Origin of the sequence: uncultured Porphyromonas sp., from assembly GCF_902489635.1 — a bacterium.
Taxonomy (GTDB): domain Bacteria; phylum Bacteroidota; class Bacteroidia; order Bacteroidales; family Porphyromonadaceae; genus Porphyromonas.
Genome location: NZ_CABUAN010000024.1, coordinates 1 through 25,803, shown reverse-complemented (window position 1 = coordinate 25,803; position 25,803 = coordinate 1). Strand labels below are relative to the sequence as shown.

Annotated in this window: 17 protein-coding genes and 1 tRNA gene; 12 read left to right on the top strand and 6 right to left on the bottom strand. The window is 52.9% G+C overall.

Translation table 11 applies throughout. The features are described 5' to 3' along the window. Positions 1–2: 2 nt before the first annotated feature. The 4 genes from RDM37_RS05825 (at position 3) to RDM37_RS05810 (ending at position 2,800) form a co-directional block, all read left to right on the top strand. A complete protein-coding gene (locus RDM37_RS05825; protein WP_308555820.1) occupies positions 3–716 on the top strand; it encodes a pimeloyl-ACP methyl esterase BioG family protein in 714 nt (237 codons plus the stop codon). Between the two features lie 40 nt (positions 717–756). Further along, positions 757–1,530 (top strand): methyltransferase domain-containing protein, encoded by a 774-nt coding sequence (locus RDM37_RS05820; RefSeq protein ID WP_308555818.1) that lies wholly within the window; start codon positions 757–759, stop codon positions 1,528–1,530. Beyond that, positions 1,527–2,555 carry a TlpA disulfide reductase family protein gene (locus RDM37_RS05815; protein WP_308555816.1) on the top strand — a complete coding sequence of 343 codons (1,029 nt, stop codon included), beginning with the start codon at positions 1,527–1,529 and terminating at the stop codon, positions 2,553–2,555. The genes RDM37_RS05820 and RDM37_RS05815 overlap by 4 nt, the downstream gene beginning before the upstream one ends. A 172-nt stretch (positions 2,556–2,727) precedes the next feature. Beyond that, positions 2,728–2,800: transfer RNA gene (locus RDM37_RS05810), tRNA-Thr, on the top strand. 739 nt (positions 2,801–3,539) lie between these two features. On the opposite strand, the gene RDM37_RS05805 is transcribed toward RDM37_RS05810, so the two are convergent. Continuing rightward, positions 3,540–6,575: a leucine-rich repeat protein gene (locus RDM37_RS05805; protein ID WP_308555814.1), complete on the bottom strand. Its 3,036-nt coding sequence runs from the start codon at positions 6,573–6,575 to the stop codon at positions 3,540–3,542. Positions 6,576–7,091: 516 nt separating this feature from the next. Here RDM37_RS05805 and RDM37_RS05800 point away from each other — a divergent pair. From RDM37_RS05800 to RDM37_RS05765, 8 genes are all read left to right on the top strand, one after another. Further along, positions 7,092–7,688 (top strand): DUF3575 domain-containing protein, encoded by a 597-nt coding sequence (locus RDM37_RS05800; RefSeq protein ID WP_308555812.1) that lies wholly within the window; start codon positions 7,092–7,094, stop codon positions 7,686–7,688. 20 nt (positions 7,689–7,708) lie between these two features. Continuing rightward, complete coding sequence (locus RDM37_RS05795) at positions 7,709–9,175, top strand: DUF3868 domain-containing protein (protein WP_308555810.1); 1,467 nt, start codon at positions 7,709–7,711, stop codon at positions 9,173–9,175. Between the two features lie 78 nt (positions 9,176–9,253). Beyond that, positions 9,254–10,768, top strand: coding sequence for an Mfa1 family fimbria major subunit (locus tag RDM37_RS05790; RefSeq protein ID WP_308555808.1), 1,515 nt, complete (start codon positions 9,254–9,256; stop codon positions 10,766–10,768). A 141-nt stretch (positions 10,769–10,909) separates the two neighbouring features. Continuing rightward, entirely contained in the window at positions 10,910–11,887 is a 978-nt protein-coding gene (locus RDM37_RS05785) for a FimB/Mfa2 family fimbrial subunit (protein WP_308555806.1), read from the top strand. A 69-nt stretch (positions 11,888–11,956) separates the two neighbouring features. Next, the gene (locus RDM37_RS05780) at positions 11,957–13,606 is read left to right on the top strand and encodes a hypothetical protein (protein WP_308555804.1); all 1,650 of its coding nucleotides are present in this window, start codon (positions 11,957–11,959) and stop codon (positions 13,604–13,606) included. 8 nt (positions 13,607–13,614) lie between these two features. Further along, complete coding sequence (locus RDM37_RS05775) at positions 13,615–16,221, top strand: hypothetical protein (RefSeq protein WP_308555802.1); 2,607 nt, start codon at positions 13,615–13,617, stop codon at positions 16,219–16,221. Between the two features lie 10 nt (positions 16,222–16,231). Then, the gene (locus RDM37_RS05770) at positions 16,232–18,829 is read left to right on the top strand and encodes a hypothetical protein (RefSeq protein WP_308555800.1); all 2,598 of its coding nucleotides are present in this window, start codon (positions 16,232–16,234) and stop codon (positions 18,827–18,829) included. 257 nt (positions 18,830–19,086) lie between these two features. After that, a complete protein-coding gene (locus RDM37_RS05765; protein WP_308555798.1) occupies positions 19,087–19,809 on the top strand; it encodes a murein L,D-transpeptidase catalytic domain family protein in 723 nt (240 codons plus the stop codon). Here the strand turns inward: RDM37_RS05765 and RDM37_RS05760 are convergent. From RDM37_RS05760 to RDM37_RS05740, 5 genes are read right to left on the bottom strand one after another with little or no spacing between them, the layout of a single operon-like run. Then, complete coding sequence (locus RDM37_RS05760) at positions 19,806–21,434, bottom strand: glycosyltransferase (RefSeq protein ID WP_308555796.1); 1,629 nt, start codon at positions 21,432–21,434, stop codon at positions 19,806–19,808. The genes RDM37_RS05765 and RDM37_RS05760 overlap by 4 nt on opposite strands. After that, positions 21,427–22,026 (bottom strand): peptidase, encoded by a 600-nt coding sequence (locus tag RDM37_RS05755; protein WP_308555794.1) that lies wholly within the window; start codon positions 22,024–22,026, stop codon positions 21,427–21,429. The genes RDM37_RS05760 and RDM37_RS05755 overlap by 8 nt, the downstream gene beginning before the upstream one ends. Further along, positions 22,019–22,834 (bottom strand): purine nucleoside phosphorylase I, inosine and guanosine-specific, encoded by an 816-nt coding sequence (locus RDM37_RS05750; RefSeq protein WP_308555792.1) that lies wholly within the window; start codon positions 22,832–22,834, stop codon positions 22,019–22,021. The genes RDM37_RS05755 and RDM37_RS05750 overlap by 8 nt, the downstream gene beginning before the upstream one ends. 33 nt (positions 22,835–22,867) lie before the next feature. After that, positions 22,868–24,139: an amidohydrolase gene (locus tag RDM37_RS05745; protein WP_297728858.1), complete on the bottom strand. Its 1,272-nt coding sequence runs from the start codon at positions 24,137–24,139 to the stop codon at positions 22,868–22,870. A 6-nt stretch (positions 24,140–24,145) separates the two neighbouring features. Beyond that, a complete protein-coding gene (locus RDM37_RS05740; protein ID WP_308555790.1) occupies positions 24,146–25,504 on the bottom strand; it encodes a dipeptidase in 1,359 nt (452 codons plus the stop codon). Between the last annotated feature and the right edge of the window lie 299 nt (positions 25,505–25,803).

Here is a 25,803-nt window from a genome sequence, read left to right as displayed (position 1 = left end):
TTATGCAGTACACCTTCCAGCGAAACAGTGACCAGACTCCCGCTCGCCAACTCATCATATACTTCTGCGGATGGGGCATGACCCCTGACACGGTCTCACACCTGACCTTGCCTAATCAGTGCGACTTACTCGCACTGTACGACTATCGCTCCATCGAGCTGAGCGACGACCTCGCAGACTTACCCTGGGACTCCTACCAGGCGGTCACCATCGTAGCCTGGTCGCTAGGCGTCTGGGCCGCTGAGCAGGTCGTGCCGCACTGGTCTATACTACCCAGCGCACGGCGTCTGATAGCGGTCGCCGGCTCGCCCTACCCTATGCACGACCAGTGGGGCATTCCCAGCCAAATATTCACAGGAACACTGGAGGGACTAACCGACGAAAACCGCCAGCGCTTCAACCGCCGTATGTGTGGCGGCAAGCGATACAAGCAGCTCTACGACATCCTCTCCGAGCGGCCCACCACAGAGCTTCGCGACGAACTGCAAGCAGTCTACGACAGCCTAGCGACTTCTGAAGAGCCCGAGACAACGCCCCACACTCGCCTAGCGTGGGATCTGGCGATCATCGGAGAGCGTGATCAGATCTTCCCTGCGAAAAACCTCTCCACGCTATGGGAGGCTGTCAATGTCCCCACCCTACTACTCCCCGACGGGTACCACTACCTCTTTGACTTGTGGCACTCGTGGAGTGAGCTATGGGCATCCATCGAGTAAACCAGTGAATCCTACCATTCATCCACCCCAGCCAGCGTCTATGACCTCTCTCGCCCATCAGTTCGACCGTGCAGCTGCCCACTACAACGAGGCAGCCGAGCCACAGCGACTCGTGATCGATCGACTCGTGCAGCTGCTTGATGAGCATCTACCTAAGGCAGAGCGTCACTTTGCGCATGCCTTTGAGATGGGTACGGGCTCTGGACTGCTGACGGAGCGTATAGATCAGCTCGCACAGATCGACCATTGGACCCTCGCCGACCTATCCCCAGCACTCCTAGCACAGGTCCCTAGGCTGAGAGACCCGCACCCCGAGCTACGTGTGGGAGACGCTTCCGAGCTCTCTCTAGAGGGGCTCGGTGTCGATCTCGTTGTCTCCAGCAGTGCCATACAGTGGCTCGCCGACCCATGCGCCTACTTAGCGCGCACCGTCCACGAGCTCGCAGCACGGGCTACCGTAGCTGTCAGCACCTTCGGTCCAGACAACCTCCTCGAGCTACGACAGCTCACAGGACAAGGACTACACTACCCATCGCTAGCCAACTGGCACAGCACCCTTCAGGCACTTGGCTACTCCTACGAGATCCATGCGGAGCGACTCGTCATCCCCTTTGCCGATCCTCTAGCTGTACTACAGCATCTGCGCCATACCGGCACCGCACAGCTGCCCAACGCTCCTCAGCAGATACACACACCAAGGCAGCTCAGAGACTTTACAAAAAAATATATTGCTAACTTTGCAGACGAGTCAGGTCGAGTCACACTCACCTTTCATCCGGTTTATATCATCATCAACAAACAACCTATAATATGAAACGAACTCTCTCTCTCTCCTCTCTGCTGATCGTACTAGGCACGCTCTTAGTGCTGAGCAGCTGTAATCGCGACAAGAAGACGACGCTACAGCTCCACGGGCTCGAGGGCAATCTATCTGGTATGACAGCTTATCTCTACGATGAGGCTGACCCCAAGACACCGATCGACAGCATCGTCATCCAGGACACAGTCGCCAGCCTCTCACTAGACAATCTCAAGAAGGGCTACCTCTACCTCCTCACTTGTGAGGGTACGCAGCTCAACGCTCAGTTTGTCTACGAGGAGACCTCTCTAGACTACAACCTCAGCGATGGACGCGTCAGCGGCTCTCCCGCCAACGATGCGTGCAATGCCTTCGAGCAAGACATGGCGGTCATCTTGCAGGCTGACTCCATCGATCAGGCTGCTGGTCAGGAGATAGTCCGTAAGTATGTCGCAGAGCAAAAGGACAACCCCCTCGTACTGCGTGCTATACAGTATGCTATGTACCTCTTTGATGATCTCTCTGAGCTCCAGAAGCCTCTTGAGGAGATGGGCGAAAACGTCAAGCGACTCCCCGCCTATACAACGCTAATGGAGCAAATCAAAGCGATGATCAATACCAAAGCTGGCAAGCCCTTTGCAGACTTTGCGGGCATCACCACAAAGGGTGAGCAGGTCAAGCTCTCGGACTACGTAGGTCAGGGGCAGTATGCGCTCGTTGACTTCTGGGCCTCTTGGTGTGGTCCTTGCCGTCACGAGATACCCACGCTCATCGAGATGCACAAGAAGTACAAGGACAAGGGACTACTCGTCCTCGGTGTCGGTGTATGGGAGGATAGCCACGAGACCCATCTACAGGCTGTCAAGGAGCTACAGATCCCCTACCCACAGATCTACGATGAGCAGAAAGATCACGCCACCTCACTGTACGGCATCATGGGCATCCCTCAGATTATGCTCATAGGGCCTGACGGAGTCATCATGCAGCGCGATCTTCGCGGAGAGCAGATCGATCAGATACTCAGCGAGATATACAAGTAGTCGACAGACTCCTACGCAACATAGGTCCGGCAAGACTTGCATATTAAGAAAATTGTCGTACCTTTGTGATCCGGGCGAGTGCCACACGGCCAGCTCCCTGTGAATCCCCCAGGGCTTGACCGCAGCAAGGGTAGCGGGTTGTAGCGGCGCGATGTGGATTGCTCGCCCTTTTGCCTCTTTAGCTCAGTTGGTAGAGCACGTGATTTGTAATCTCGGGGTCGTTGGTTCGAGTCCGACAAGAGGCTCTCTCACAAGGCTAGTCCTAGAGACTACATATACAGTTGACGAGCAGATTGCTAAGCTTAGCAGTCTGCTCGTTTTTTTTGTACTCAGAGCAAACGACCTCAGGAGACTATTGCAACAGTCTCTCAGGAGGCTGCCACGACAAGAGCAGTTATAATCCCTCATCCCTGGCTGGGGAAATTCAACGCCGGGTTGTTACAATATTTTAGAGCCGACTACATATCGAAACGGCACTGCATCGGGGAAAAGTGATTTCCACGTGGAGATTTCGAAATATCCAGGTGGAGAATTTTTATTTTCCACGTGGGGAAGAAAAAATTCCTCGGAGGAATCAAATGAAACTTCGGAAGAAATGAATGACGCCCACGTGGGAAATAAAAAATATCCACGTGGAGATTTGAGATTCCCCACGTGGATATTCGAGAAAGTAGGGAATCGGACGATTTCCCCTGTAAAGATATGTTATTAGAGATTAGAGGTCAGAGGTCAGAGGTTAGAGATCCGATCACTCTGATAGCTCCGATGGTTCCGATAGCTAACAGCCAATCCATGGCTGACACATTATATATAATGAGCACATCGACCTCTCTAAGGAAGAAGGTGGCGAGTACCTCACGATCGAGGCACTCGCCACCTTTTTCTTTTCGGATAAGCTCTACTAAACTCGTATGATAGTCTGAGAGCTTCTAACCAGAGCGGTAGCGCCTGCCACAAGAGCGACAGACGCTACACGTCCAGATCTTACTGCTTGACCACTAGACGGTCAGCACCAGACAGGCGTACCACGTAGGTACCGGCGGGATAGCTAGCGAGGCTGACCACCGCGCTACCCGTAGCGTCTGTGCGAGCCGTACCAACGAGCGTACCCGTCATATCGTAGAGCAGGATATCACTATCAGCGACTGCGCCAGCCACGTGGAGTAGCTCCTGCGTCGGGTTCGGGTAGAGCTGTATGGCGAGCGCATCGACGGTAGCGACAGCGAGGTTGTCCTCCTCAACGATATGGCCAAAGATACTCCAGCCCTTAGCCTTGCTATAAGCCTCCTTAGCACCCTTCTGTACATGGAGCGTAGCATCCTCGGGCGCGTAAATATCCTTAAAGGTTGCCTCATTGATGACAGACGGCTCTACACTATAAGCGTAGACATTGCTGATAATCTGACAAGCAGCAAACGTATTAGCCTCTATCGAGCAACCTTCTGGAATATGCACCTCCTTGAGTGCCGAAGCGATTCCGAAGGCTCCCTTGCCAAACGAAGTACAGCTAGGCATATAGGGTACCTTCTCTAGTGAGCGGTCATAGTAAAATGCGGAGTCACCGACCGAGACAAGCTGAGGTGTGACACCCTCTGCCCATCCGAACGACTTCATAGCCGCATTGTAGGTAAGTGCCATCGCATCGATACGCTCTAGCGATGCTGGGAGTGTCAGCTCCTTGACTCTACCATTGTAAGCAAGAGCGAGGCGCGTGATCTCCTTGAGACCATCCGACAGCGTCAGCTTACCCTCCATATCAATCGCTTGATTGCCTATAGGTAGGAAGAGCAGCTTCGAGCCATCTGCCGTGTAGAGGACACCCTTGACACTCTTGAGCGCCGTATTGCCCGTGGCAACCTCGACATCCGTCAAGTGCATAGGAGTTAGGAAGGCACCAGGCTCTATCGAAGTAACCTGCGCCCCTAGCGTATAGCTGGTAGCCTTAAGACCCGCTGGGTAGGCGATGAGCTTCGTCTGATCCTTGTTGTAGAGGACACCCTCTATCGTTGAGAATGACTTATTAGCCTCTGGCACGAAAAACTTCGTCAGAGCCGTGCAGAAGAGGAATGCACGATCACCGATGCCCTTGACCTTATTATTGAGCGTCAGCGAAGTCATCTGGTTGGCACCCTCGAAGGCTAGCGGAGCGATGTAAGTCACCTCATCAGGTAGGACTGCATCCCCCTCGGCCATCCACTTGTACAGTACGCCATTGACGATGTTAGGCTTCTTATCCGTACTAGATACTTTGCTGCAGACCATATTCACCTCGACATCCGCCTTGAGACTCTCGATCGTGTAGGTCAGCTCACGATAGTTAGGCACCGTCTCATGATCGAGCTGCCACTCATCGACGGTGTAGCCCTCAGCAGGGTGTGCCGTAAAGACAAGCTTGCTACCAGCCTTGACTGCCTGACCCGTTTTGATCTCGGCACCATCAGCCGTAGCAGTGAGCGTGCCGGTCTTCTCATTGAAAGAGGCAAACTTCACTCTAAAGCTCCCCTCGATACGATCAAAGTCGACCTGTATCTCTCGTGAGTCGCGCACTTCGCAGCGATAGGTGGACTGACCATTCTGTCCAGCTATCGGCTCAAACTCGCCCCCGATCTCAATCTGCTCAAACCAGTCTCCGACGCGGTAGCCATCCTTAGGCGTAGCGGTAAAGTTGAGCATCGTACCCATAGGCACACGAGCGCCATGCTTCACCTCTGTACCGTCATCCAATTTGCAGGTCAGTGTACCCATCTCTAGGTCTCGACTACGGAAGTAAACGTCAGCGCCCTCAGGACGAGCCTCAAAGGTCACCTCGACATTTAGATTAGTAGTTAGATCCTTGACCTCATAGATTTGGGGGAACTTTGGATCAGTCTTTACAGTCACGACATCGCCGTTGACACGCCACTCCTTGATCTGCTGCTCAGCCCTAGGGATCGCCTTAAAGGTGACCATAGAGTGCTCTAGGAGCATCTCACCATCCTGGACGTTTTGAGCTCCAGTCGTCCAAGCCTCTAGCGTACCTTCGCCTATAGGTTTATAGTTCACCTTGTAGCGTTGCTGTGTTCCTGCGGGAACACCGACGATGATCTGGCACTTCTTCAGCTTCTGCGCTAGCTCCGTCTTGATCGCCTCAGTAGCTACATAAACGGTTGTCGTATTATTGTCCTTCCAGAGCGTCTCCAGACCAGAGATCGAATTGCTCAAGTGCAGATCTACGACACGTAGTGAGCCCACACCGCTGAAAGATAGATAGTGATTCTTGATACGCTCCAAGCGTGGCAGATAAAGCTCAGCGAGCTTAGTACAGTTGACAAAAGCACCCACACCGATCTCCTGAGCGTAGGGTAGCTCTAGACGCTCTAGTGCTCCACAGCCAAAGATAGCGTTGTCGCCGATAGCCTTGCACTCCTCGCCAAGGGTCACCTTCTGGACACCCCCCGCCAGTACACGTAGCACGCCATCAGCACGGGAGATGAGTGCACCCCCGGTTGCGAGGTAGTTAGCGCATCCCTCCTCAAGCGTTAGCGAGGTGAGGCTGGTACTGTTTTGGAAGGGGTTGCCCACGATAGACTCGAGCGACTTGCCTAGTGAGAGTGAGGTCAGTGCGTTTGCATTCTCAAAGGCCTTCTCCCCGATCGTCTTAATCATCGGCAGTTCGAGTGCCTCCAGAGCCGTACACCCCTCAAAGCTGTGGCTACCCACGCTCTCTAGCTTAGGAGCCTTGATGGTTTTGATACCAGTGCAACCCTTGAAGGCGTTGTCACCGATCTTTGTCACCCCGTTGAGATCTACGCTGGTGATATTGGTATTGCTAATAGGGTCTGATGAGGAGCCCCACCCATTAGGATCTTCCTCACCAGGCGTGTAGAAGCAGTTTGCAGCGATCTCAGTCACCCCATCGGGGATCCGGATAGCTCCAGTCGCATCACCCCAAGAGGTCAATACGTTACCCGACACCGTCTGCGCGGCAAGAGCCGTCGCCGAGAGGACGAGTAGGAGTAGTAAGTTTGTTATTCGATTCATAAAGTAATCTGTTAGTGAAACATTAAAAGTACGTGGTACACTTTCGTGCACAGCGACTCCGAATATACGGAGCTGCCTAGGCTAAGTACTCTGGGTAGCATCTAACCCCAAAACTTAGCAGGCAATTGGGGGGCAAAGGTACAGAAAAATAGTTACAGACCAGAGGCAAATAAGGCGCGATGCCTCACTATTAGAGGACGTTAACTTACACTTTCGCATTTTTATACTCAGACTCCCGTCGTATCAGCGCGCAGACAATTCGGATATTCACGTGGATGTTTCGGATTTCTCACGTGAGTATCGCAAGCTCTTTGACACACAACGATTTAGTCGTAAGTCTCCCCCAGCACACTCAAAAAAATCAGCCGAAGTCGCTTCGGTTGATCGAAGATGTCAAGTGATTGATCGAATTTGACAACAGAGCTTCAGAACTTTTCCTCTACCTTTGTGCCAGAATCTTTGGAAAAATCTACATTCCAATGATGCTTTACACGTACAACGATACATACCCCCCCTATGATGCATCACTATCGTAACACACAGAGGGCACTCCTAGCCCTCATCACAGGTTGCCTACTGCTCCTACTGCCTGAGCAGGGAGAGGCGCAAAAGGCAGCTGGCAAGGTCAACCTCCTCTATGGAGCCACCACAGCACCAAACGCTGCCGTCGAGTTTAGACTAGGCAAGCAGTTCACGCTAGAGATAGGTGGTGGCGGCAGCCTATGGTCCTTTGACGAGGATACTCGCTACAAGCATTGGCTACTCCAGCCGGAGCTACGCTGGTGGGCTTGTGATGTCTTCAATGGTCACTTCCTAGGACTACACCTCCACACAGGACAATATAATATAGGAGGTATCAACATCCCCGTCGGGAGGCTCAAGGCGTTCAACAATCATCGCTTCCAGGGCTATTTCTACGGTGCAGGCCTATCCTATGGCTATCAGTGGATACTCAGCAAGCATTGGAACGTAGAGGCCTCCATAGGAGGTGGCTACGCACGCATACAATACGAGAAGTTTCCCTGCGCTACTTGTGGCACCAAGGAGGCTGAGGGCGCATACAACTACTGGGGCGTGACACGCGCCACGATGTCGCTCATATATCTCTTCTAACCTAGACGAACAGCTTGACTATGAACAAGATCAAATACGCCCTAGTGGCTCTATCCCTGCTGCTGACGCTCCCAGCTGCTCTCACAGCTCAGAGACCTTATATCCATCAGATATCTGTAGATCATCTAGAGGTGCGCAAAGCGACAGACATCGTGACCGTACAGATGGACATAGTCCTCGACGGGCTAAACCTCCGCTCTAACGACCTGCTACGTCTCTCTCCAGCCCTGCGTATGAAGGATAGTGGCAAGGTGGTGGAGCTACTACCCCCAGTACAGATCGAGGGGCGTAAGCGTAGCATTATACAGGAGCGCAAAGCTTCTACCGGCATCCGCGATGAGTGGGAGACAGAAGCACTCCAGTCACTACGTCGCAAGAATGGCACCGCCCAGCGAGTCACCTATAGCTACACCATCCCCCGCAAGGAGTGGATGAGTCAGGCCGATCTACTCCTCGTGGAGCGTGTCTATGGTTGCTCCGACTGCTTCAGGCTAGAGGAGTCACAGGTGCTCCGTACCCCCTTCCTCACAGATCCCTACGAGCCGAACTATCAGCTCTCTTATATCGTGCCTGAGGTTGAGCCGGTCAAGGCGCGTGCCGACAAGCATATAGCAGTGCTCAACTTCCGCTCTGCTAAGCACGACCTAGACCCCAACTACAAGAGCAATGGACAGGTCCTGGCTGAGGTGCGTAAGGTGATGGATGAGATCACGGGAGACAAGAATATCAAGGTGACACAACTCTCTGTCGTAGGATACGCTTCTCCGGAGGGTACCTTCAGCTACAACAAGGCACTGGCAGAGCGTCGCTCGAACTCCTTCGCACAGTACCTAGCGCAGCGCTACAACCTGCCGACTAATCAGCTCCAGGTCTCTGGATATGGTGAGGACTGGGTCAAGACCCGTGAGGTCATTGCGGCTTCCTTCATCCAGGACAAGGACGAGATACTTCGTATCATCGACGAGATTGACAATCCCGATGCGCGTGATGCGCACCTCAAGCGTCTCTCCCGTGGCGAGACTTATCAGATTATGTTGCGCGACTACTACCCGCAGATACGTCGTACGGAGTACACGGTCGCCTACGAGGTCAAAGCGTTTGACGTAGCCGAGGCGCGTGAAGTCATCAAGGTCAATCCACGCCTGCTCAGCCTCAACGAGATGTATCTCGTCGCCAAAACCTATCCAGCCGACTCGCCTGAGTTCAAGCAGGTCTTTGACATAGCTACACGTATGTTCCCCAATGAGCCTGTAGCGATCATCAACGCAAGTGCCTCTGACATCGAGGCGGGCAGCTATCAGGTCGCCATAGATCGTCTGAGCAAACTACAGCACGACCCCAATGCACTCAATAATATAGGTGTCGCCTATAGTAAGCTAGGCAACTACGAGCAGGCCAAGAGTTATCTCGAGCAAGCTAAGGCGCAAGGTAGCCTAGAGGCTGCGGCCAATCTAGTCGAACTAGAGAAGCTCCTACAAAGCTTGTAACCCGTCCTGTGGTAAGCTACAAGCTCCAACCTAAAGAACGAAAACAGTACTTCATAATAACAATTTAATCAACTAACAATGATGAAACTAAGAATGAGAACAGCTCTTCTGGCCGCAGCAGCACTCCTGCTCGGGCTAGCAAGCTGCAAGAGTGACAGACAAGACGCTGCACTCCAAAACGGCCAGTGCGACACCTACGTAGGTGTCTCCGTCCGCTTCCCAGCACCTGAGACGCGTGCTCTACCTGATGACCACAACAAGCTAGATGGTGAGTGGCAGGGTCGTGACGTGATCAAGAAGATCAAGGTCTACGTAGCCACCACTTCTAATGGTACTACCACGATCAGCTCAGATCAATTCACGGAGGCCAATTTCGGGGGCATCAACAATGGTATCCTCGCTCCTAACCTCGCTGTAGAGGCTAAGTCTGGTGACAAGGTAAAGGTCTATGTCGTCATCAATGATGTCACCAACAAGGTCACAACCATCCTCGATCAGAAGACCGCTGATGCAGCTACGTTCGACGCAGAGTTCCAGAAGGCTATCGCTACCGTTGCTGCTATTGCAGATGTAGCTAAGTACGAGGCTGAGAAGGATATCGTCTTGATGACCAACGAGACCGCTCCTCAGGAAATGGAGATCAAGCCCAACGTCAGCAAGGAAGACGCTATCGGTGGTAAGGCTAACCGTGTCGAGGTACGCGTATCACGTGTCGCATCTCGTGCTATCGTCACTGTAGACGATCAGGTCAAGAAGACGATCGAAGTCAAGCGCTCCTTCACAGATGCTCAGGGTGCCACAACAGAGCAAACGACAGCAACGGTTACCGTCAAGGATATCGCCTATCAGGTGACTGGTAGCGCCCTACAGTTCAACGTCCTAGAGGACCGCACGAACTGGAAGGTCGCAGCTCCTGTATACGACTTCATTCCTACATCTAGTACTTGGGCTACTCTAGCTACCGAGGCTGATGGTAAGATGCTCTTCTCTGACGCTGAGGGTTACAAGGCTGCTATCGTAAAGGCAGACAACACGCTTGATAATGTCAAGGCTGCTCTAGGTGAGGAGACGTTTAGCAAGTTCGTCCTCCCTGTCACACACGCTGAAGGCAAGTACATGAAGGGCAACACGACTATGTTTGAGATCAAGGCGACCTTCACCGTAGACAAGATCGATGGCGCTGCTCCTACTGGCACCGAGGCTCAGACTGTTTACCTAGGTCTATCTGATGGTAAGTTCTACTCTACTCTCGAAAGGGCTGAGGCTATGGATGCTGCTCTAACAGCAGGTGCCACTCACGAGAAGAAGCAGAGCGCTAAGGAGTACAAGAATGGTGAGATGTACTACTACATCTGGCTGAACCCAGACGTTCCTTATGAAGATCTGACCAAGACAATCAGCGAGTCTCCTACGGTACGCAACCAGGTCTACCATGCACACATCACCGGCTTCGGCGAGATGGGTGTAGCAGACAAGGATGAGATCAAGCCTGATGAGCCTCTCGAGACGAAGAAGACTCACCTCTCTGTACAGCTGCAGGTACTCCCCTGGACGATCCACAGCTATAAGGTAGATCTTATCAACCGTTACTAATCATCGACCCAGCTTCTATCCTAATATAGAGGCTGAGTAGATCGCACAACAGACGACTACAGGGGGCGTTGGTCCCCCATCTCACTGAGGCGTCCAGCCCCCTGTAGTCCTTTCTTATCACTTCTATCAAACATCTGAGCTATGAATAGGGTTCACCATATTATACTTCCCTTACTCACTCTCCTAGCACTCACCACCGCTTGTAGCAAGATCATCTATGAGGATCTCGAGGAGTGCCCTCAAGGGGTGTACATCAGTTTTTACAATCAGACCCCTTGTATGAAAGCCCCAGAGGCTGTGGGTGAGGTAAATGGGCTGTATGTCTTCGCCTTCGACCTAAACGATGTGCTAGTCACAGTAAAGAAGGTGACAGGATGGGTGGATCTGACTGAGGTGTACAAGGTCGAGCTTCCTCCCGTCGAGAATGGACAGTACTCCTTCATCGCATGGGGCGGCACGCCAGACCAATACTTCACTTTGGGGAATTTCGTAGAGGGCACGACAACCAAAAAAGATGTCATGCTACGACTACGTGCCGAGAATGACAAGGCCATCAGTCTCGGAGAGCATAAGGTATGGCAAGGTGAGAGCCGTGTCGTCTCTCTACCAGACCGTAAGGAGTACGGTACCGTGTATGCCAATGTCTCCATCAACATGCTAGAAGTGACCAACCGCATCAACATTACCCTGCGACTCCACGAGAGTGTACGGGACCGCTACGACATTGACGACTTTGACATACTGACCTATTCGGCCGATGGCACCTACCTCATCAATAGGCGGATGCCTCTAGACAATCCAACCCTCAACTACCCAGGCGTAGAGCTATACAAAGACAAGTTTGCTAGAACCCTCTCCTTCACACTTATGGAGCTCAAGAGTGGCTACCACAACCTCCTACGTCTACACAATAAGAAGGAGAAGAAGGACTTCCTCGAGCAGGACCTCCTAGGGAAGGTCTTACTAGAGAACCCCAACGTAAACCTAGAGTGTACCCACGACTTTGACATCGTCCTAGAGCTGGAAGATAAGTGTAAGGACAATAACCTCGTGATCAACATCTTCATCAACAACTATCAGATACACTCCTTCCCAGTCAATCTGACCAATAGATACTAAGGGCCTCTCCACCCCTCCCGATCTATCCACCACTCCCTTCCCTAACACACATACAGCTCTCTGCTTATTATGTCTCGCAATACATTATACATTACACTCCTAGCTCTCCTCTGCAGCACGCTACTATCTGTATCGTGCCAGCGGATGAACGGAGGAGCCGTACCTGACGATGACCCTAGTCGGACCACCTGTCTGCGCTTCTCAATGGGTGGAATAGAACTCCCCAACACTTCTCTGCGTGAGCAGGGCGACAATCCCTCTATACAGTCTGACTCCAAGGACTATGAAGACTATGTAGGCGAGCTAGCAGTCTTGATTTATAAGGTGGGAACTACAGATGATCAGAGCCTACTCGTCAAGAGCCACTTCACGACGGAGCAATACTTCCTCATGGAGCTACAGCCCGAGGAGGGGGCACGGTACCACTTTTGCTTTGTAGCAAACTATCCTGAGAGCTGGAAGAATACGCTGGAGGGCTTGAAAACCTATGCTGACCTGAAGACAACGCTACAACATCTCGAGAGCTTCCAGAGCCGCGACACAGGCACACCACTCTACAATGGTGCCGTGATGAAAGGCACGGAGAAGAGTCTCTTCCCGATGGCGCGTATCTATGAGAACCAAATCATACCCGCAGGCGGGAGTGTGAGCGTACCCAAGCCCTTTACTCCGACGACAAATACATCGAAGCCTCTCGAGCCTGTCAGCAATTGGCCTGACAGCCCCGAGACTGGCACGAAGCAACAGACCGTCAATCTGGTACGCTCCTCAGCCAAGGTCAGCCTCAACCTCACGGGAGATGGCGTCAGCAAGATCAAGAGCATCAAGATCTGCAATGTAGCTACACAGCACTCCTTTATGGAGAATAGTAAATCTGCCTCTGTAGCTTTAACCGAAAAGCCTTTTAATGGTAGTGGTTCCATCACGGGCAATAGCTTCCAAGCTAAGATGTACATCCCAGAGCGACTCCTCGGGAAGGCTTCCTCTACACTAGGATGGAATTCGAGGAGCGACGAGCCCATTGGCACTCCCAGCTACATACAGATAGAGATGGTGAGTGGCGTCGTACACAAGATCCCTATCATCTCCAATCAGAACACACAAAACATGACCCCAGGGTCGGAATACACCTACCTAGATGTCGCTACGGGCAATGTCTTAAGCAATCAAGCCGACTACAGCATCGTCCGCAACCATCACTATCGTTACGACATCAATGTACCTGCCGATGGTAAGTACCTAGTCATAAACTTTAAGGTGATGCCCTGGCAACTGATCCAGTCAGAGCTGCAGTTCACGCGACCGAAGTATACGTGCACGCTCAAGGTCGTCAACACAAAAACTAATGCCACACGTGATCTAAACGACATATCTCAGGAGGTACTCCTCTCACACAACGAGATCGTCGAGGTTACCTTTGAGATTACCAAGCCCGTAGGTGCTATTTGGTCAGCCTCCATCACGAACGGACTGAACTACCTCTTTACGGGCACGACCTACGATCAGGTAGTAGAGCCAGACATCGTCGGTCAAGTTCCTCCACAAACCTATACATTCCAGATCAAGCCCCGACAGGAGTTTACCTCTGAGCCATACTACACTCAGTTTTACATCGTAGTCGATGGCAAGGAGCTAGACCTCAACCCTCAGAGAACCCGTGACAGCTACATGGATGGCGGAGGCTCTCAGCGGTGGCGTATCAAACAAGTAATGTACTAAGACTCGCAATGACAAAGCTTCGATATAATATCCAGACCAGCGCACGCATAGCCCTCTGCACCGTGCTCACCTTCGTGGGCATCTGTGTGGCATTCACCAGTTGCGTTAGTGAGCGAACAGACGATGCTCTGCACATCTCCGAGGAAGATGGCAAGCTCCTCGAGCTCACGCTCATACCGCGTACCGAGCAGACGACCACAGCCACGCTCCGTAGCCACGTCGGCGAGGAAGAGGGTGACAAGGAGAACGGGCTCCACGGCATCAGCATACTGAATGAAAACAAGATCGAGAGCATAGAGCTCTTTGTCTTTGACCCAATGTCAGGCAATCTCGTCGGGCGCTACACTCCGCTCAAGCAGGAGGCGCTCACGGGTAGCGAGATCGGCAGTCGTGCCACCTTTATTGTCCCCAAGGATGACCTTCCTAAGCTCGAGGGTACGCCACTAGACTATATCGCGGTGGTCAATGCCAGCGAGTCTATAGCCACGAGCGTCACAACAAAGACAGCTCTCTACAAGCTGATACAGGACGATCAGAGCAAGCTCAACCCTGCTCCCCAAAACGGACAGATAGCCCCACAGGATAAATTTCTTATGGATGGTGCACTCCAGACGACCGTTACTTGGGGCTATCAAAAACCAAGAGCAGAACTAGGGACGATCGAACTCTATCGTGCTGCTGCCAAGATTCGACTGAGGATCGACCATATCGATGTCAAGGACTATCAGAATGGTATCGCGACTCAATATGTCGTCAAGCCAGGTAGCGTACCTGAAGTCTGTCTCGTACGCTATCCAGAGAAGACGAAGATCGTACGGAGTGCCTCTCCCTATCAGCCCAATGGTAGCGACTGGCACAACTCCGCCTACCGTCCTATGGTTGAGACCGACTTCTCTGCTCTAGGGTATAAGAATAGCAAGGGAGACGGCAAGTTTTATGGTACAGTGCCTTTTTACGCTTACGAGCATGACTGGCGTAGCACCTCGACAAATGAGACTTTCCTACGTCTCAAGCTGACTATGCGTCCTAAGGAGGCAAAGGCTGAAGACTCTTGGGTTAATTACTACTACCGCATACCAGTGAACTACCGCAAGGCTCTCGGGGAGGTCAAAGAGGATATGCTTCACAAACTCGAGCGCAACCATCTCTATGACGTCCTCACCTCCATCGAGGTCCTAGGCAGTCTCAACGAAGACACCCCCGTAGACATAGCCGCTGCTATAGCCATCAAGCCGTGGAATCTGATTGATGCCGTCGATGGCGAGCTTCTCAAGGCGCAGTACCTCGAGGTGTATGACAGGCGTCCCATCATGGCGGATGTCGATGAGGTCTCCATACCCTATGCCTCCAGTCTGCCAGTAGATATTCAGATAGAGAGCGTTTGGTACGAGTATTACGACAAGCGAGGCGTACACTACCGTCGTGAGTATAGCCAGACGGAGTCCAAGCTCTACAAGATCAATGGAACTAAAACTGAGGTCTCTAGTAAGCCTAATACGTCCGACTGGGACGGCATCGTGATTACCCCTTCGGAGGATTATCTCTCCAATGGAGTCATCACGATCAAGCACCCTGTACCGGTCAACTATATTCCGTATCACATTGAATTCACCGTAAAGCAACGGGGCGGTAACTTAAGCCAAGTAGTGCGCGTCTTGCAGTATCCCAATAGGTATGTCACGGGCGAACGCTCTCAGCGCTTCCACAATGGCAGGGAGCAGTACGTAGACGAGAATGGTAAGATGACACCCGTCTACGCTGACTTTAGGTATCACTCCACAATTGGCATCTTCGGCAAGTATCAGGGAGAAGACAAATACTCTCCTCAGGTCAACGAGGTGAACTTTAAGATCACAACTGTAGTTCCTAGAGAAGGTGAGCGCATCGGCTCGCCGGTGGATTCCAAGGGTCGGACTAAGACTGATCACATGTCCAACCAGCTCATCTCTCCACAGTTCATCATCGCCAGCCAACATGGTATGAGTTTCTACTCTTTTCAAATGCCTGGGGATGTGCCCAGCACCATGAGTCGTGAGAGTAGGTTCTCCTCGCAGATGTTTTCAGCTGAAGCTCCTTACTATGGTCCATTGTCTAGTGCTTTCTGGGGTGTGCATGATCCTTACACCAACCCAACAGACTACAATGATGGCACTTCCTCTTACCAAGGTGGAACGGCTAAAATACAAAACCTCGCAGCGTACTATTGGGACGCCCAGACGCGCTGCTTCGACTACTTCGAGGGTGAGTTTGGTACAAATGGCAACTATACAGAGTTCTATAACATAACAGGTAATTATCCAGGGCCCTATTCTGGGGAATGGCGTACCATTTACAAAGACTTCAAGTATCAAGGGCGGTGGCGTATCCCTACCTCTGCCGAGATGAAGCTTATTGACGAGATGCAGATAGATAAGAAAACAGAGATTGAGGGCTTGCTCTTTGGCTCCTACTATTGGGTAGCAGAGGAGGGTATGGTGTATGATTTCCTACAACATAAGGTCATCACATTTCAGGAAATGGTCAATAAACGAGGGAAGAAGAACTCGTACGAAGATGGCTTCCCCGCAGTCTATGTCCGACCCATCTTTGACACATATATGTATGACGAGCAGTAATCCAATTCTTATGAAGCGAAGAGTATATCTTTATTATATAGCCCTGCCACTGCTCCTGCTACTCGCTGGGTGTGCCCGGGAGCCTATGGATAGCATGCTCATACCTGAGGGTAAGGAGGGCGACTCGATCACGCTGACCCTAGGACTACACGCGGATGATCTGCGTGAACTAGCACTCAGGAGTGAATCCATCAACGATGACGAGGTCGAGAAGATCTCCTCGCTACGCATATTAGTCTTTGACGATAATCAGCAGTTTCTCTACTCGACAGACGCTGTACTAGGAGACCCCACCTCAGCTGCTAGTCTAACGGATGACGCCTTCTTGCCTGATGGTGAAAAAGGCTCTATCAAGATGATCAAGAGCTTTAAGGCGACCTTCATACAGAGTAGCAAGCCTCGATACTTACACTTCGTGGCTAATTACGACTGGACGGGACAAACGCAGGATTACTACCTCGTGGGCAACTCGGCAGGAGCGATTATACCCAAGCTGACGACAAGCATTGAGTCAGCCAATGGTAATAACGATAAGACCAAAGCCTTCGACCCGATGTGGGCGCAGGTCAAGCTAAATAAGTTAGATGGTCAGTCGCTACAAGGCAAGGTGATCAAGCTCCTACGCTGTCATGCCAAAGTCACGGTAGTCAATAAGGCTCCGGCAACAAATGGCTTCAAGCTGACAGGCTTTACCGCTTGCAATGTGCATAAGAGTGGCACGGTAGCTCCCTTTGTGATGGACAACTACGCCTTTGCCTTTCCTTATGCACCGACCAAGGCAACGATTCCTCCCGATGTAGAGATCATCCCCAACGATATTCCAGAGCACATCGTCCCAGCGGATGCTGAGTTTAGACTATTTGAGCATCAAAACGATGGGAATAAGAAGGTCTTCCTCATCATTCGAGGAGAGAAATTGCTCAAGAATGGAAACACTGAGACTCGATACTACAAGGTAGACTTCGTTGCCAAGCGAAATAAGGAAAACATCGTCAGCGATCGCGTCCTCCCGATCATCCGCAACAATCACTACAAGGTGACTATTACGGCGGTTAATTCGGACGGCTACGCTACGATGGCTGAGGCGATAGCAGCTCCTGCGCACAACAACATATTCTCCTCGATCGAGCTACAGGAGTTCACGCAGGTCTCCGACGAGATGTTTACGCTCAAGGCGGATCCCGTCCAGATACTGATCGTGCGTCCTGGTACATATAACTTTAACACCAGCTTTGCCATCACCAATAGCAACTATCGCTTCAAGCCCTATGGGGGTGGTACGGGAGCAGGCTCTGGTGCACAGTATATCAGGTATTACAAGCGGTGGAGTGACCATGATGCTTACATGGGCGCTCTGACACAGACAGACGTAAGCACTCGTAGTGGCAATGACGACCACTTTAGCGTCGAGGTCAAGGACATCCCCTCCGATGCTGTCGAGCGATACAGCATTGAGGTGGCCGGACTACGCTCTTACGCTCCTGACGACACCCCCCCGGCTAACCCTAAGGATCTATACACCTATGTGCGTACAGATGGCAAGCCTGTTACTGGTGCTACCAACCCCCTGATACGTAATGTGGAGATCACCATACGCAAGCCGCTACTCTTTAAGGCCAAGCTGGTCAATGATGCACAGGGGGGGCAAGCAGGAGATAAGTTCCTCGAGTTTGATCTGTATAAGAATCTGCCCAAGGGTATCTTCCCCTTTGATGTGCTCATCGAGGCTCCAGATCTCTCCCCAAGGAATAAACAAGGGAATACGGAGAACCTAACCATTGTCAAGCGTGGCAGCAAGGTCTACTACCGCTATATCGTCAAGACAGACTCCTACGATCGCCACAATGGACGCGTACGCATCCCCGTGCTAGTCAATGATGGGACAACCTCTCCTAACCACGATATCGTCCTCTCCTCCCCTTACTACGAGACGGAGACGATCTATTCTAGTGCCTCGCCCTACAAGTCCAAGCCTATACGTCTTTACTTCAAGGAGCCTGGCACCTCTAATACAAAGAGACCGATGCCTAGCACCAGTCGTTTCACCCAGAAAGGTAACGCCGTCCCTCAAGGTACGTATTACATCCAGGCGACTAACACCGATGGGCTGTTTTATCTGACCTATGATAAGACGAAAGCTCCTGCGAATCTGGATCAATCGGTAACGATAAAGAGTGTCTATCAGGCTCGATCTGAGTACGGCTACATCGCCTTCACCATTAGTGCGACCAAGACTTTGCGAGAGTGGGTGGCAAGTGAGGAGCATGAGTTCACAGCTACGAGCGTGGAGGTCAAGGGGCAACTCCTACACTACGCAAATGGCGGGTATTACGAACATCCCAATGCACAGCCATACTGGAATATCTACGATGATGATCCAGGAAGGTATGTCGATATATCCAACTATCTAACGCTCAGTAACACGCCCATCAGTCAGAACAATCTCTCTTACGAGTTTTATCTGAAGATCCCAGAGAGCGTGTTCGAGCCAACGATGTCTTTTATTACGGTTGGCTATCAGAGGGCAAACACCACCTCCACTTACAACTGGGAAGAACTTATGAATACGACCCGGCTCATTTGGTACTACCCGTTGTTCTGGTTCTAAGCGGTCGAGCACTATCAGTCGGTCGGCACACAGGTTGTGTGTGCCGACCGACTGCGTTTTTAGAGAGGGGGCACTAGTGTTGCTAGTGCTGCTAGAAACTAACATCTAACATCTAGCCTCTGACCTCTAATTTCTAACCTCTAACATCTAACATCTAATCTCTTTTTCGTACCTTTGGCGCGTTAATGAGCCTCTTACTAGATATGCATACGCTTCACAGCTCTTCACTTAGATGGTTGATAATCTTGATGATACTCATGCCTAGCTACGTAGCTGGGTCTGATGTCTCGCTGTGGGACATACCGCCCACGGGACACCGTGTGACGGTCGTACCTACCTCTGCAGAGCGACAGCAGATCAATCAGCTCTACCAGCAGATGGGCCTGGAGGGGAGGCTCTCGTTTGAGGCTTTTAGCCTGGGCGTGCGGGGATACAATCAGATCTCAAACAAGCATCGCTCACGGCTTACCATCGTGGACTTCTCCAAGCCCTCGACTCAGGAGCGTATGTTTGTCTTTGACATGGAGCAGGGTAAGCTCCTCTATGCTACGCTTTGCGCGCATGGACGTGGTAGTGGGGAAAACTACGCTACCTCTTTTTCCAACCAACCGAACTCACATCAGAGCTCTCTGGGCTTCTACCTAACCAATGAGACTTACAGCGGGAGCAACGGCTACTCGCTACGTCTCGACGGGCTGGAGCGTGGGTACAACGATCAGGCACGGGCTCGTGCTATCGTCGTACATGGTGCCGCTTATGTGAATGATCAGATCATCCGACAGGGACGTCTCGGGCGTAGCTACGGGTGCCCTGCAGTGCCTCGTGCACTGGCGCGTCCAATCATCGATGCGATCAAGGGGGGCAGCGTCCTATACATCTACGCCAATCGTCCTGACTACCTCGCCCAGAGCATGGTGCCACGCTCCGAGATGGAGCCTGCTAGAGCCGATCAGGATAGCCGCACGCAGCTGATCAACTAGCTCGGCGTCTTCATCTGACGGTAAGTCTCTATATAATAGTCGTAATAGTGTGCCCAAAGCGCTTGGGCGGCTGTCTGCCGAGCTTGCTTGTAGCATGCCTTCGGGAGTCCTGCGGTAGCTTGCTCTAGGATCGTCGCCAAGGCCTTTGTCACAAAGGCGTCGTCATGATCACGACGTGGGATGACCTGCACACCGTGCTGCAGGCTGTCCGTAGCAGGCTCGCCATAGAGCTCTAAGATCGCCTGGCCAAAGCCAGACAAGTCTGTCGTCACCGTCGGCACGCCATAGGCGATACTCTCTAGCGGCGTGTAGCCCCACGGCTCATAGTACGAGGGAAAAAGGGTCAGATCGAGGGCACTCAGCAGATCATAATAAGGAAAGCCTAGGATACCGTCATGACCATCGAGGTAGGTGGGCACGAAGATCGGATAGATGTGCTGCGCTGTTGCACCTCTTTGGAGTAGCTCGCCTAGACGATTAGCAAGTGTATCCTCTCGCAAGTTGTGCAGCCAATGCGTTAAGTAAGGATACTGTAATGGGGTGATACCGCTCTCTGGGTCGGTATCACTGAGCAGATAGGCTAGGTCGGCTCTAGGCTCGGCAACCCAAGCGGGAATGAAGAAGTAAAGGATGAGGTCAGACGAAAGCTTCGCTTGCTGCTGGAGGAGGCTCTCGAGAGAAGCGACAATGAGGTCGATCCCTTTGTTGCGATACTCGTAGCGTCCCGAGGTAGCGACGAGTGTCGTGCGCTCAGCGGCAAAGGTTTTGCCATAAAGCCGGCTGGCAACGTCTAGCAATCGCTGGCGAGCCTTTGACTTAAAGCGACTTGTAGCCAATGCGTGGAAGCCATTCGGCAAGACCACTGGCGTACGCTCCAAGAGCTGTGTACACTCCAGAGCGGTCACCTCGCTGACCGTCGCAAAGATGGTGGCGGTATGGGCGGCCGCCTTCTCTAGCGCATGCTTCGCCTCGACATGCAGTTCGCTCGCCATCTGATCTCCGTGGTAGCCCGTGAAGTAGCGGTAGAGATCCTTGCCATTGCTACAGATAGAGCGCCCCACGGTCGTGGCGTGGGTGATAAAGAGCGAGCGCAGGTCTGGCTGCTGCAGGTGATGATAGAGCAAGCCCATGCCAGTGATCCACTCATTATAAATAGCTATCGGCTGACTCCCAGGCGACGCGAGCTGCGGAGTCACAGCGAGCAGTGTCGCGGCAGCTGCAAGGGCAAAGAGACAGGAGTCGTCGTAGTCGCCATAACCGAGGTCCGACTGGATGCCGTAGTGCTGCCACATGAGGTAGTAGAGCTGATCACGGACTGTGGCGAGCGGCTTGTAGTCCACGAGGATCGTTTGCGCTTCACCCCCAGGCGTGAGCCAGTAGCCCTGCGTGATCGGTAGCTCCACGCCCAGTAGCGAGATGTGACTGGGCAGGGTGATGCAAAAGGTCTCCGCACGAAAGTCTACCATCTCCTCCATCGGTCGAAGACGAGGACCCACGAAAAGAACTTGCTCCGCCCCGTGGCGATGCATCATCTCGCCCGCTCGTGACGAGAGGACGGTGTAGATGCCACCCACCTTGTTGGCGACCTCCCACGACACCTCTGAGATAAAGTATGCGTCAATCATTGCTTGCTGTGCGCTCTTCTAATGTAATCAGCAGATCATACGCCACACGACGACAATGCATCGGTAGCTCTTCGGCAGAGACATACGACTCCAGTGCCTCCGTCAGCTTCTCTGGCAAAGGCTTGTCAGGCTGTCGCTTCGTATAGTTTGCGATGGTTAAGAGTGCCACGTAGAGCTTCGACTCATCAGTAGCGTTGCTTAAGACAACCTTCTCCGCCCAGCGAATGGCTAGTGGTGCGTATGATAGGAGGTTAAAGGCGAGCTGCTCCTGTAGCTCCACATTGGTTGCCTTCTCGAGGAAAGCCGCCACGTCTTGCTCCGTGAGCTCCTCACGGGGGAAGAGCATTGTGGAGAGGATCAGCAGCTCCCGCACGGAGGTGTCCCGCAGTGCCTCGGCAAGCTGTCGGGAGGGCTGGTACTGCGCCGCAAGCTCTAGGAGATAGCCTCGTGTCCAGCCCCAGTTGTAGCGGTAGTCCAGTCCCGACTCCCGCATCGACTGCGCCACAGAGCCGTCCATACGTGTGCGGAGCGCAGCACGTATGGCGACAAGCTGTGCAGCGATCGTCTCTTCGTCTATCGGGGAGTTAGGCACGGGCTATGAGCTCTGCGATGAGACCACCCATACGCTTGGAGGCGGCATTGGCGGCAGCGACCACCTCGTCGCCATCGTTCGTGTAGTCTCCCTCGAAGTGCCACCCCTCGTTCGTGATGACGGACATGCCGAAGACGCGGATACCCGCATGGCGAGCCACAATCACCTCTGGCGTCGTGCTCATGCCGACCGCATCAGCGCCGACCGTCTGCCAATACTTATACTCTGCAGGCGTCTCGTAGGAAGGACCGGTAAGACTTACGTAGACACCCTTCTGGAGTGTCAACTTTTGCTCTTGAGCGATGGTCTCAGCGAGCGCAATCAGTTCACGATCGTAAGCACGCGTCATATCGGGGAAGCGGACCCCAAAGTTCTCATCATTAGGACCAATGAGTGGGTTGGGAAGCATATTGATATGATCCCTGATGATCATCAGGTCACCCACGTGGAAGTTCGAGTTGATGCCACCCGCAGCGTTGGAGACAATCAGGATCTCGATGCCGAGGAGCTTCATCACCCGCACTGGCAGCGTGACCACCTCCATCGGGTAGCCCTCGTAGTAGTGAAAGCGTCCCTGCATCGCCACCACGGGGACACCACCCAGCGTGCCAGAGATGAAGTTGCCCTTGTGACCGATAGCGGTCGAGTGTGCGAAGTTGGGGATCTCGCTGTATGGGATGATGGTCGGGTTAGCGATCTCGTCGGCTAGATTGCCCAGGCCGCTACCTAGTATGATGCCCACGCGGGGCTGTGCCGCTATCTTGCTCTTGATATAGTCGGCTGCTTGCTGATATTTTTGAAAGTCCATAGTAGTGTATTTCGTTTGATAGTGAAAAGGTCTCTACCCCTTACGGTGAAGTAAGTCGTGAGCCGTGCGACGAGCCATCTCGATAATGCGCTCCATGCCGACGATCTCACGGTCACGCATGAGGATTGCTCCGTCCACGATGGTCGTCGAGACGATCGTCGAGGAGCCTGCGTAGACAAGATTTGAAGTCAGATTGTGACAAGGCACCATGCTCGGCGCCTTAAGGTCTATAAGACAAAGGTCGGCTAGGTAGCCCTCCTCGATGCGTCCGCCCTTGAGTCCCAGCATAGCGTAGCCCACCTCCGTTGCGGAGCGGTAGATGTCGGGAGCGCAGACCGCTGTCGGGTCGTAGCGCCACACCTTGCCCAGGAGCGAAGCCATACGCATAGCGATGTACATGTCCAGGTCGTTGCTCGAGGAGCAGCCGTCCGTACCAATAGCCACAGGGATGCCCCGCTCCTTCATCTCTTCGTAGCGAAAGCGCCCACCACTAGCCAGCTTCATATTGCTCGCCGGGTTGTGAACCAGTGTACAGCCGTGACGTGCTAGGATGTCTAGCTCCTCATCGTCCAGCCATAAGCTGTGCGCCATGATGCAGCGAGGCGAGAGCGCATCGATCTGCTCCAGATAGCGGACAGGCGTCGTGCCGTGCTCGGCAATACAATCCTTCACCTCACGCTCTGTCTCGGAGAGGTGCAGGTGAATGGGGATCTCATGCTCCTCGGCAAACTCCTTCGCGAAGTGCAATTGATCCCCCGAAACGGTGTAGATAGCGTGTGGTCCCACACTCCAGCCGATCCGCTCAGGGAGCTCCGCAAAGAGCTGCTCATAGCGGTAGCAATTGTCGCGATCTAGCTGTGCCCGCTCGGCATCGCCACGGTCGAAGAGCGTGTAGCTCAGATTAGCCCTTATGCCTGTCTCCAGCACCGCACGAGCGGTCGCCTCAGGCGCTGTGTACATATCGAGGAAGCAGGTCGTACCGCTCTGGATCATCTCCACACAGCCGAGCAAAGCACCGACGTAGATATCCTCCTCCGTCATGTGTGCCTCCACGGGCCAGATGTAGTCCTCCAGCCAAGTCTGCAACGGCAGGTCATCGCCATACCCTCTGAAGAGCGTCATGGCACAGTGTGTGTGTCCGTTGCAGAGTCCTGGCACGACCGCCTTGTCACGGCCGTCGAGGATGATCGTCTCTTCATCGATCGGGAGCAGATCCGTACCGATCTTGTCGATACGATTGTCCACGATCAAGAGATCTTGCGTCGCCCCTCCGATGAGCGACTCCTTAATTAGTATACTACTCATGCCCGTTTAGTTAAATAGTCGGTAAAACTCAGCTACCGCCTCGACACCCTTGCGGAAGACACCTACCGAAAAGCTCTCATTGGGCGAGTGGATTGCATCTTCCTCCAGACCAAAGCCCATCAATACCGTCTTAAGTCCGAGGATCTCCTCAAAAGCAGCAATAATCGGAATGCTACCGCCACTGCGTATCGCTAGCGGAGCCACCCCGTAAGCCTTCTCGACCGCCTGAGCAGCAGCCTGGTAAGCAGGCAGGTCTAGCGGACAGTAGTAACCCGCACCGCCGTGCATCGGCGTCACCTTCACATGGACAGACTTAGGCGCGATCTGCTCGATATACTCCTTCATCAGGCGGGAGATCTCCTCATGATCCTGATTAGCCACCAGACGGCAAGAGAGCTTAGCGTAAGCCTTCGAGGGAAGCACCGTCTTGGCACCTTCGCCTTGATAACCGCCCCAGATACCGCACACGTCAAAGGAAGGACGACAGCTATTGCGCTCTAGCGTAATGTAGCCCTCCTCGCCTTGCGTCTCACGAATATCCAGCGCACGGCAGTAAGCCTCCTCGGAGAAAGGCGCCTTGCGAATCATCGCACGCTCCTCGTCGGAGAGTGGTAGCACCTTGTCGTAGAAGCCTGGTACCGTGATGCGTCCCTTGTCGTCTACGATCTGAGCAATGATCTTGCACAGCTCATTGATCGGGTTAGCGACAGCACCGCCGAAGTGACCTGAGTGCAGATCCCTATTGGGACCCGTTACCTCCACCTGCCAGTAGGCGAGACCACGTAGACCAGCCGTAATGCTCGGCGTCACCTCGCTCAGCATCGTCGTGTCAGATACGAGGATCACGTCCGCTGCCAGCAGATCCTTATGCTCACGGCAGAAAGGCGACAAACTCCCTGAGCCGATCTCCTCCTCGCCCTCGAAGATAAACTTCACATTGACCCCGACCAAGCCAAGAGCCTTAGCGGTCTCGAAGCCTTTGAGCTGGATCATAATCTGCCCCTTGTCGTCATTAGCGCCACGAGCGTAGATGCGTCCATCGCGTATCTCAGGCTCAAAGGGCTGGCTCTCCCACAGCTCCAGAGGCTCCACAGGCATCACGTCATAGTGCCCGTAGACGAGGATCGTCTTCGTCGCCCCAGGCTGCTTATAGTGTCCGAAGACGATGGGGTTGCCCTGCGAAGGCATCACCTCCGCCTCCTGCACGCCTAGCGAGAGCAGGTGGTCACGCAGATACTCGGCAGCACGCTGCATATCAGCCTTGTGCTCGCTCTGCGCGCTGATCGATGGGATACGCACGAGACCGTATAGGTCCTCGTGAAAGCGGTTCTCGTGCTCCGCTATGTACTCTTTGATGTTTGCCATAGTAACGCTATTCTTGTTTTTCGATTGCTCCGTAAAGATACAAAAAAGCTCCCAACCCTCACAACTGGCCTAGCAACCAACCCTCCGACCAATCCTCCAACCAACCCTCCGACCAATCCTCCGATGAACCAAGAAGGCCTCCAGCCTCTCTTTCCTTCGTCGGGGAGAACAGAACTAACACATTATATATACAATATACAATGAGTCAGCTCCGCCCTCTAATCTCTAGCCTCTAACCTCCAATCTCTATTTACATATCTTTACGGGGAAATTCGTCCGATTCCCTCCTTTCTCGAATA

What these genes read in the sequence shown, in the direction of transcription:
- RDM37_RS05775 (WP_308555802.1), top strand. Translation starts at nt 13,615, where the DNA reads ATGACAAAGCTTCGATATAATATCCAGACCAGCGCACGCATAGCCCTC.
- RDM37_RS05750 (WP_308555792.1), bottom strand. Translation starts at nt 22,834, where the DNA reads ATGGACTTTCAAAAATATCAGCAAGCAGCCGACTATATCAAGAGCAAG.
- RDM37_RS05785 (WP_308555806.1), top strand. Translation starts at nt 10,910, where the DNA reads ATGAATAGGGTTCACCATATTATACTTCCCTTACTCACTCTCCTAGCA.
- RDM37_RS05770 (WP_308555800.1), top strand. Translation starts at nt 16,232, where the DNA reads ATGAAGCGAAGAGTATATCTTTATTATATAGCCCTGCCACTGCTCCTG.
- RDM37_RS05800 (WP_308555812.1), top strand. Translation starts at nt 7,092, where the DNA reads ATGATGCATCACTATCGTAACACACAGAGGGCACTCCTAGCCCTCATC.
- RDM37_RS05740 (WP_308555790.1), bottom strand. Translation starts at nt 25,504, where the DNA reads ATGGCAAACATCAAAGAGTACATAGCGGAGCACGAGAACCGCTTTCAC.
- RDM37_RS05805 (WP_308555814.1), bottom strand. Translation starts at nt 6,575, where the DNA reads ATGAATCGAATAACAAACTTACTACTCCTACTCGTCCTCTCGGCGACG.
- RDM37_RS05795 (WP_308555810.1), top strand. Translation starts at nt 7,709, where the DNA reads ATGAACAAGATCAAATACGCCCTAGTGGCTCTATCCCTGCTGCTGACG.
- RDM37_RS05790 (WP_308555808.1), top strand. Translation starts at nt 9,254, where the DNA reads ATGATGAAACTAAGAATGAGAACAGCTCTTCTGGCCGCAGCAGCACTC.
- RDM37_RS05765 (WP_308555798.1), top strand. Translation starts at nt 19,087, where the DNA reads ATGCCTAGCTACGTAGCTGGGTCTGATGTCTCGCTGTGGGACATACCG.
- RDM37_RS05815 (WP_308555816.1), top strand. Translation starts at nt 1,527, where the DNA reads ATGAAACGAACTCTCTCTCTCTCCTCTCTGCTGATCGTACTAGGCACG.
- RDM37_RS05825 (WP_308555820.1), top strand. Translation starts at nt 3, where the DNA reads ATGCAGTACACCTTCCAGCGAAACAGTGACCAGACTCCCGCTCGCCAA.
- RDM37_RS05780 (WP_308555804.1), top strand. Translation starts at nt 11,957, where the DNA reads ATGTCTCGCAATACATTATACATTACACTCCTAGCTCTCCTCTGCAGC.
- RDM37_RS05760 (WP_308555796.1), bottom strand. Translation starts at nt 21,434, where the DNA reads ATGATTGACGCATACTTTATCTCAGAGGTGTCGTGGGAGGTCGCCAAC.
- RDM37_RS05745 (WP_297728858.1), bottom strand. Translation starts at nt 24,139, where the DNA reads ATGAGTAGTATACTAATTAAGGAGTCGCTCATCGGAGGGGCGACGCAA.
- RDM37_RS05820 (WP_308555818.1), top strand. Translation starts at nt 757, where the DNA reads ATGACCTCTCTCGCCCATCAGTTCGACCGTGCAGCTGCCCACTACAAC.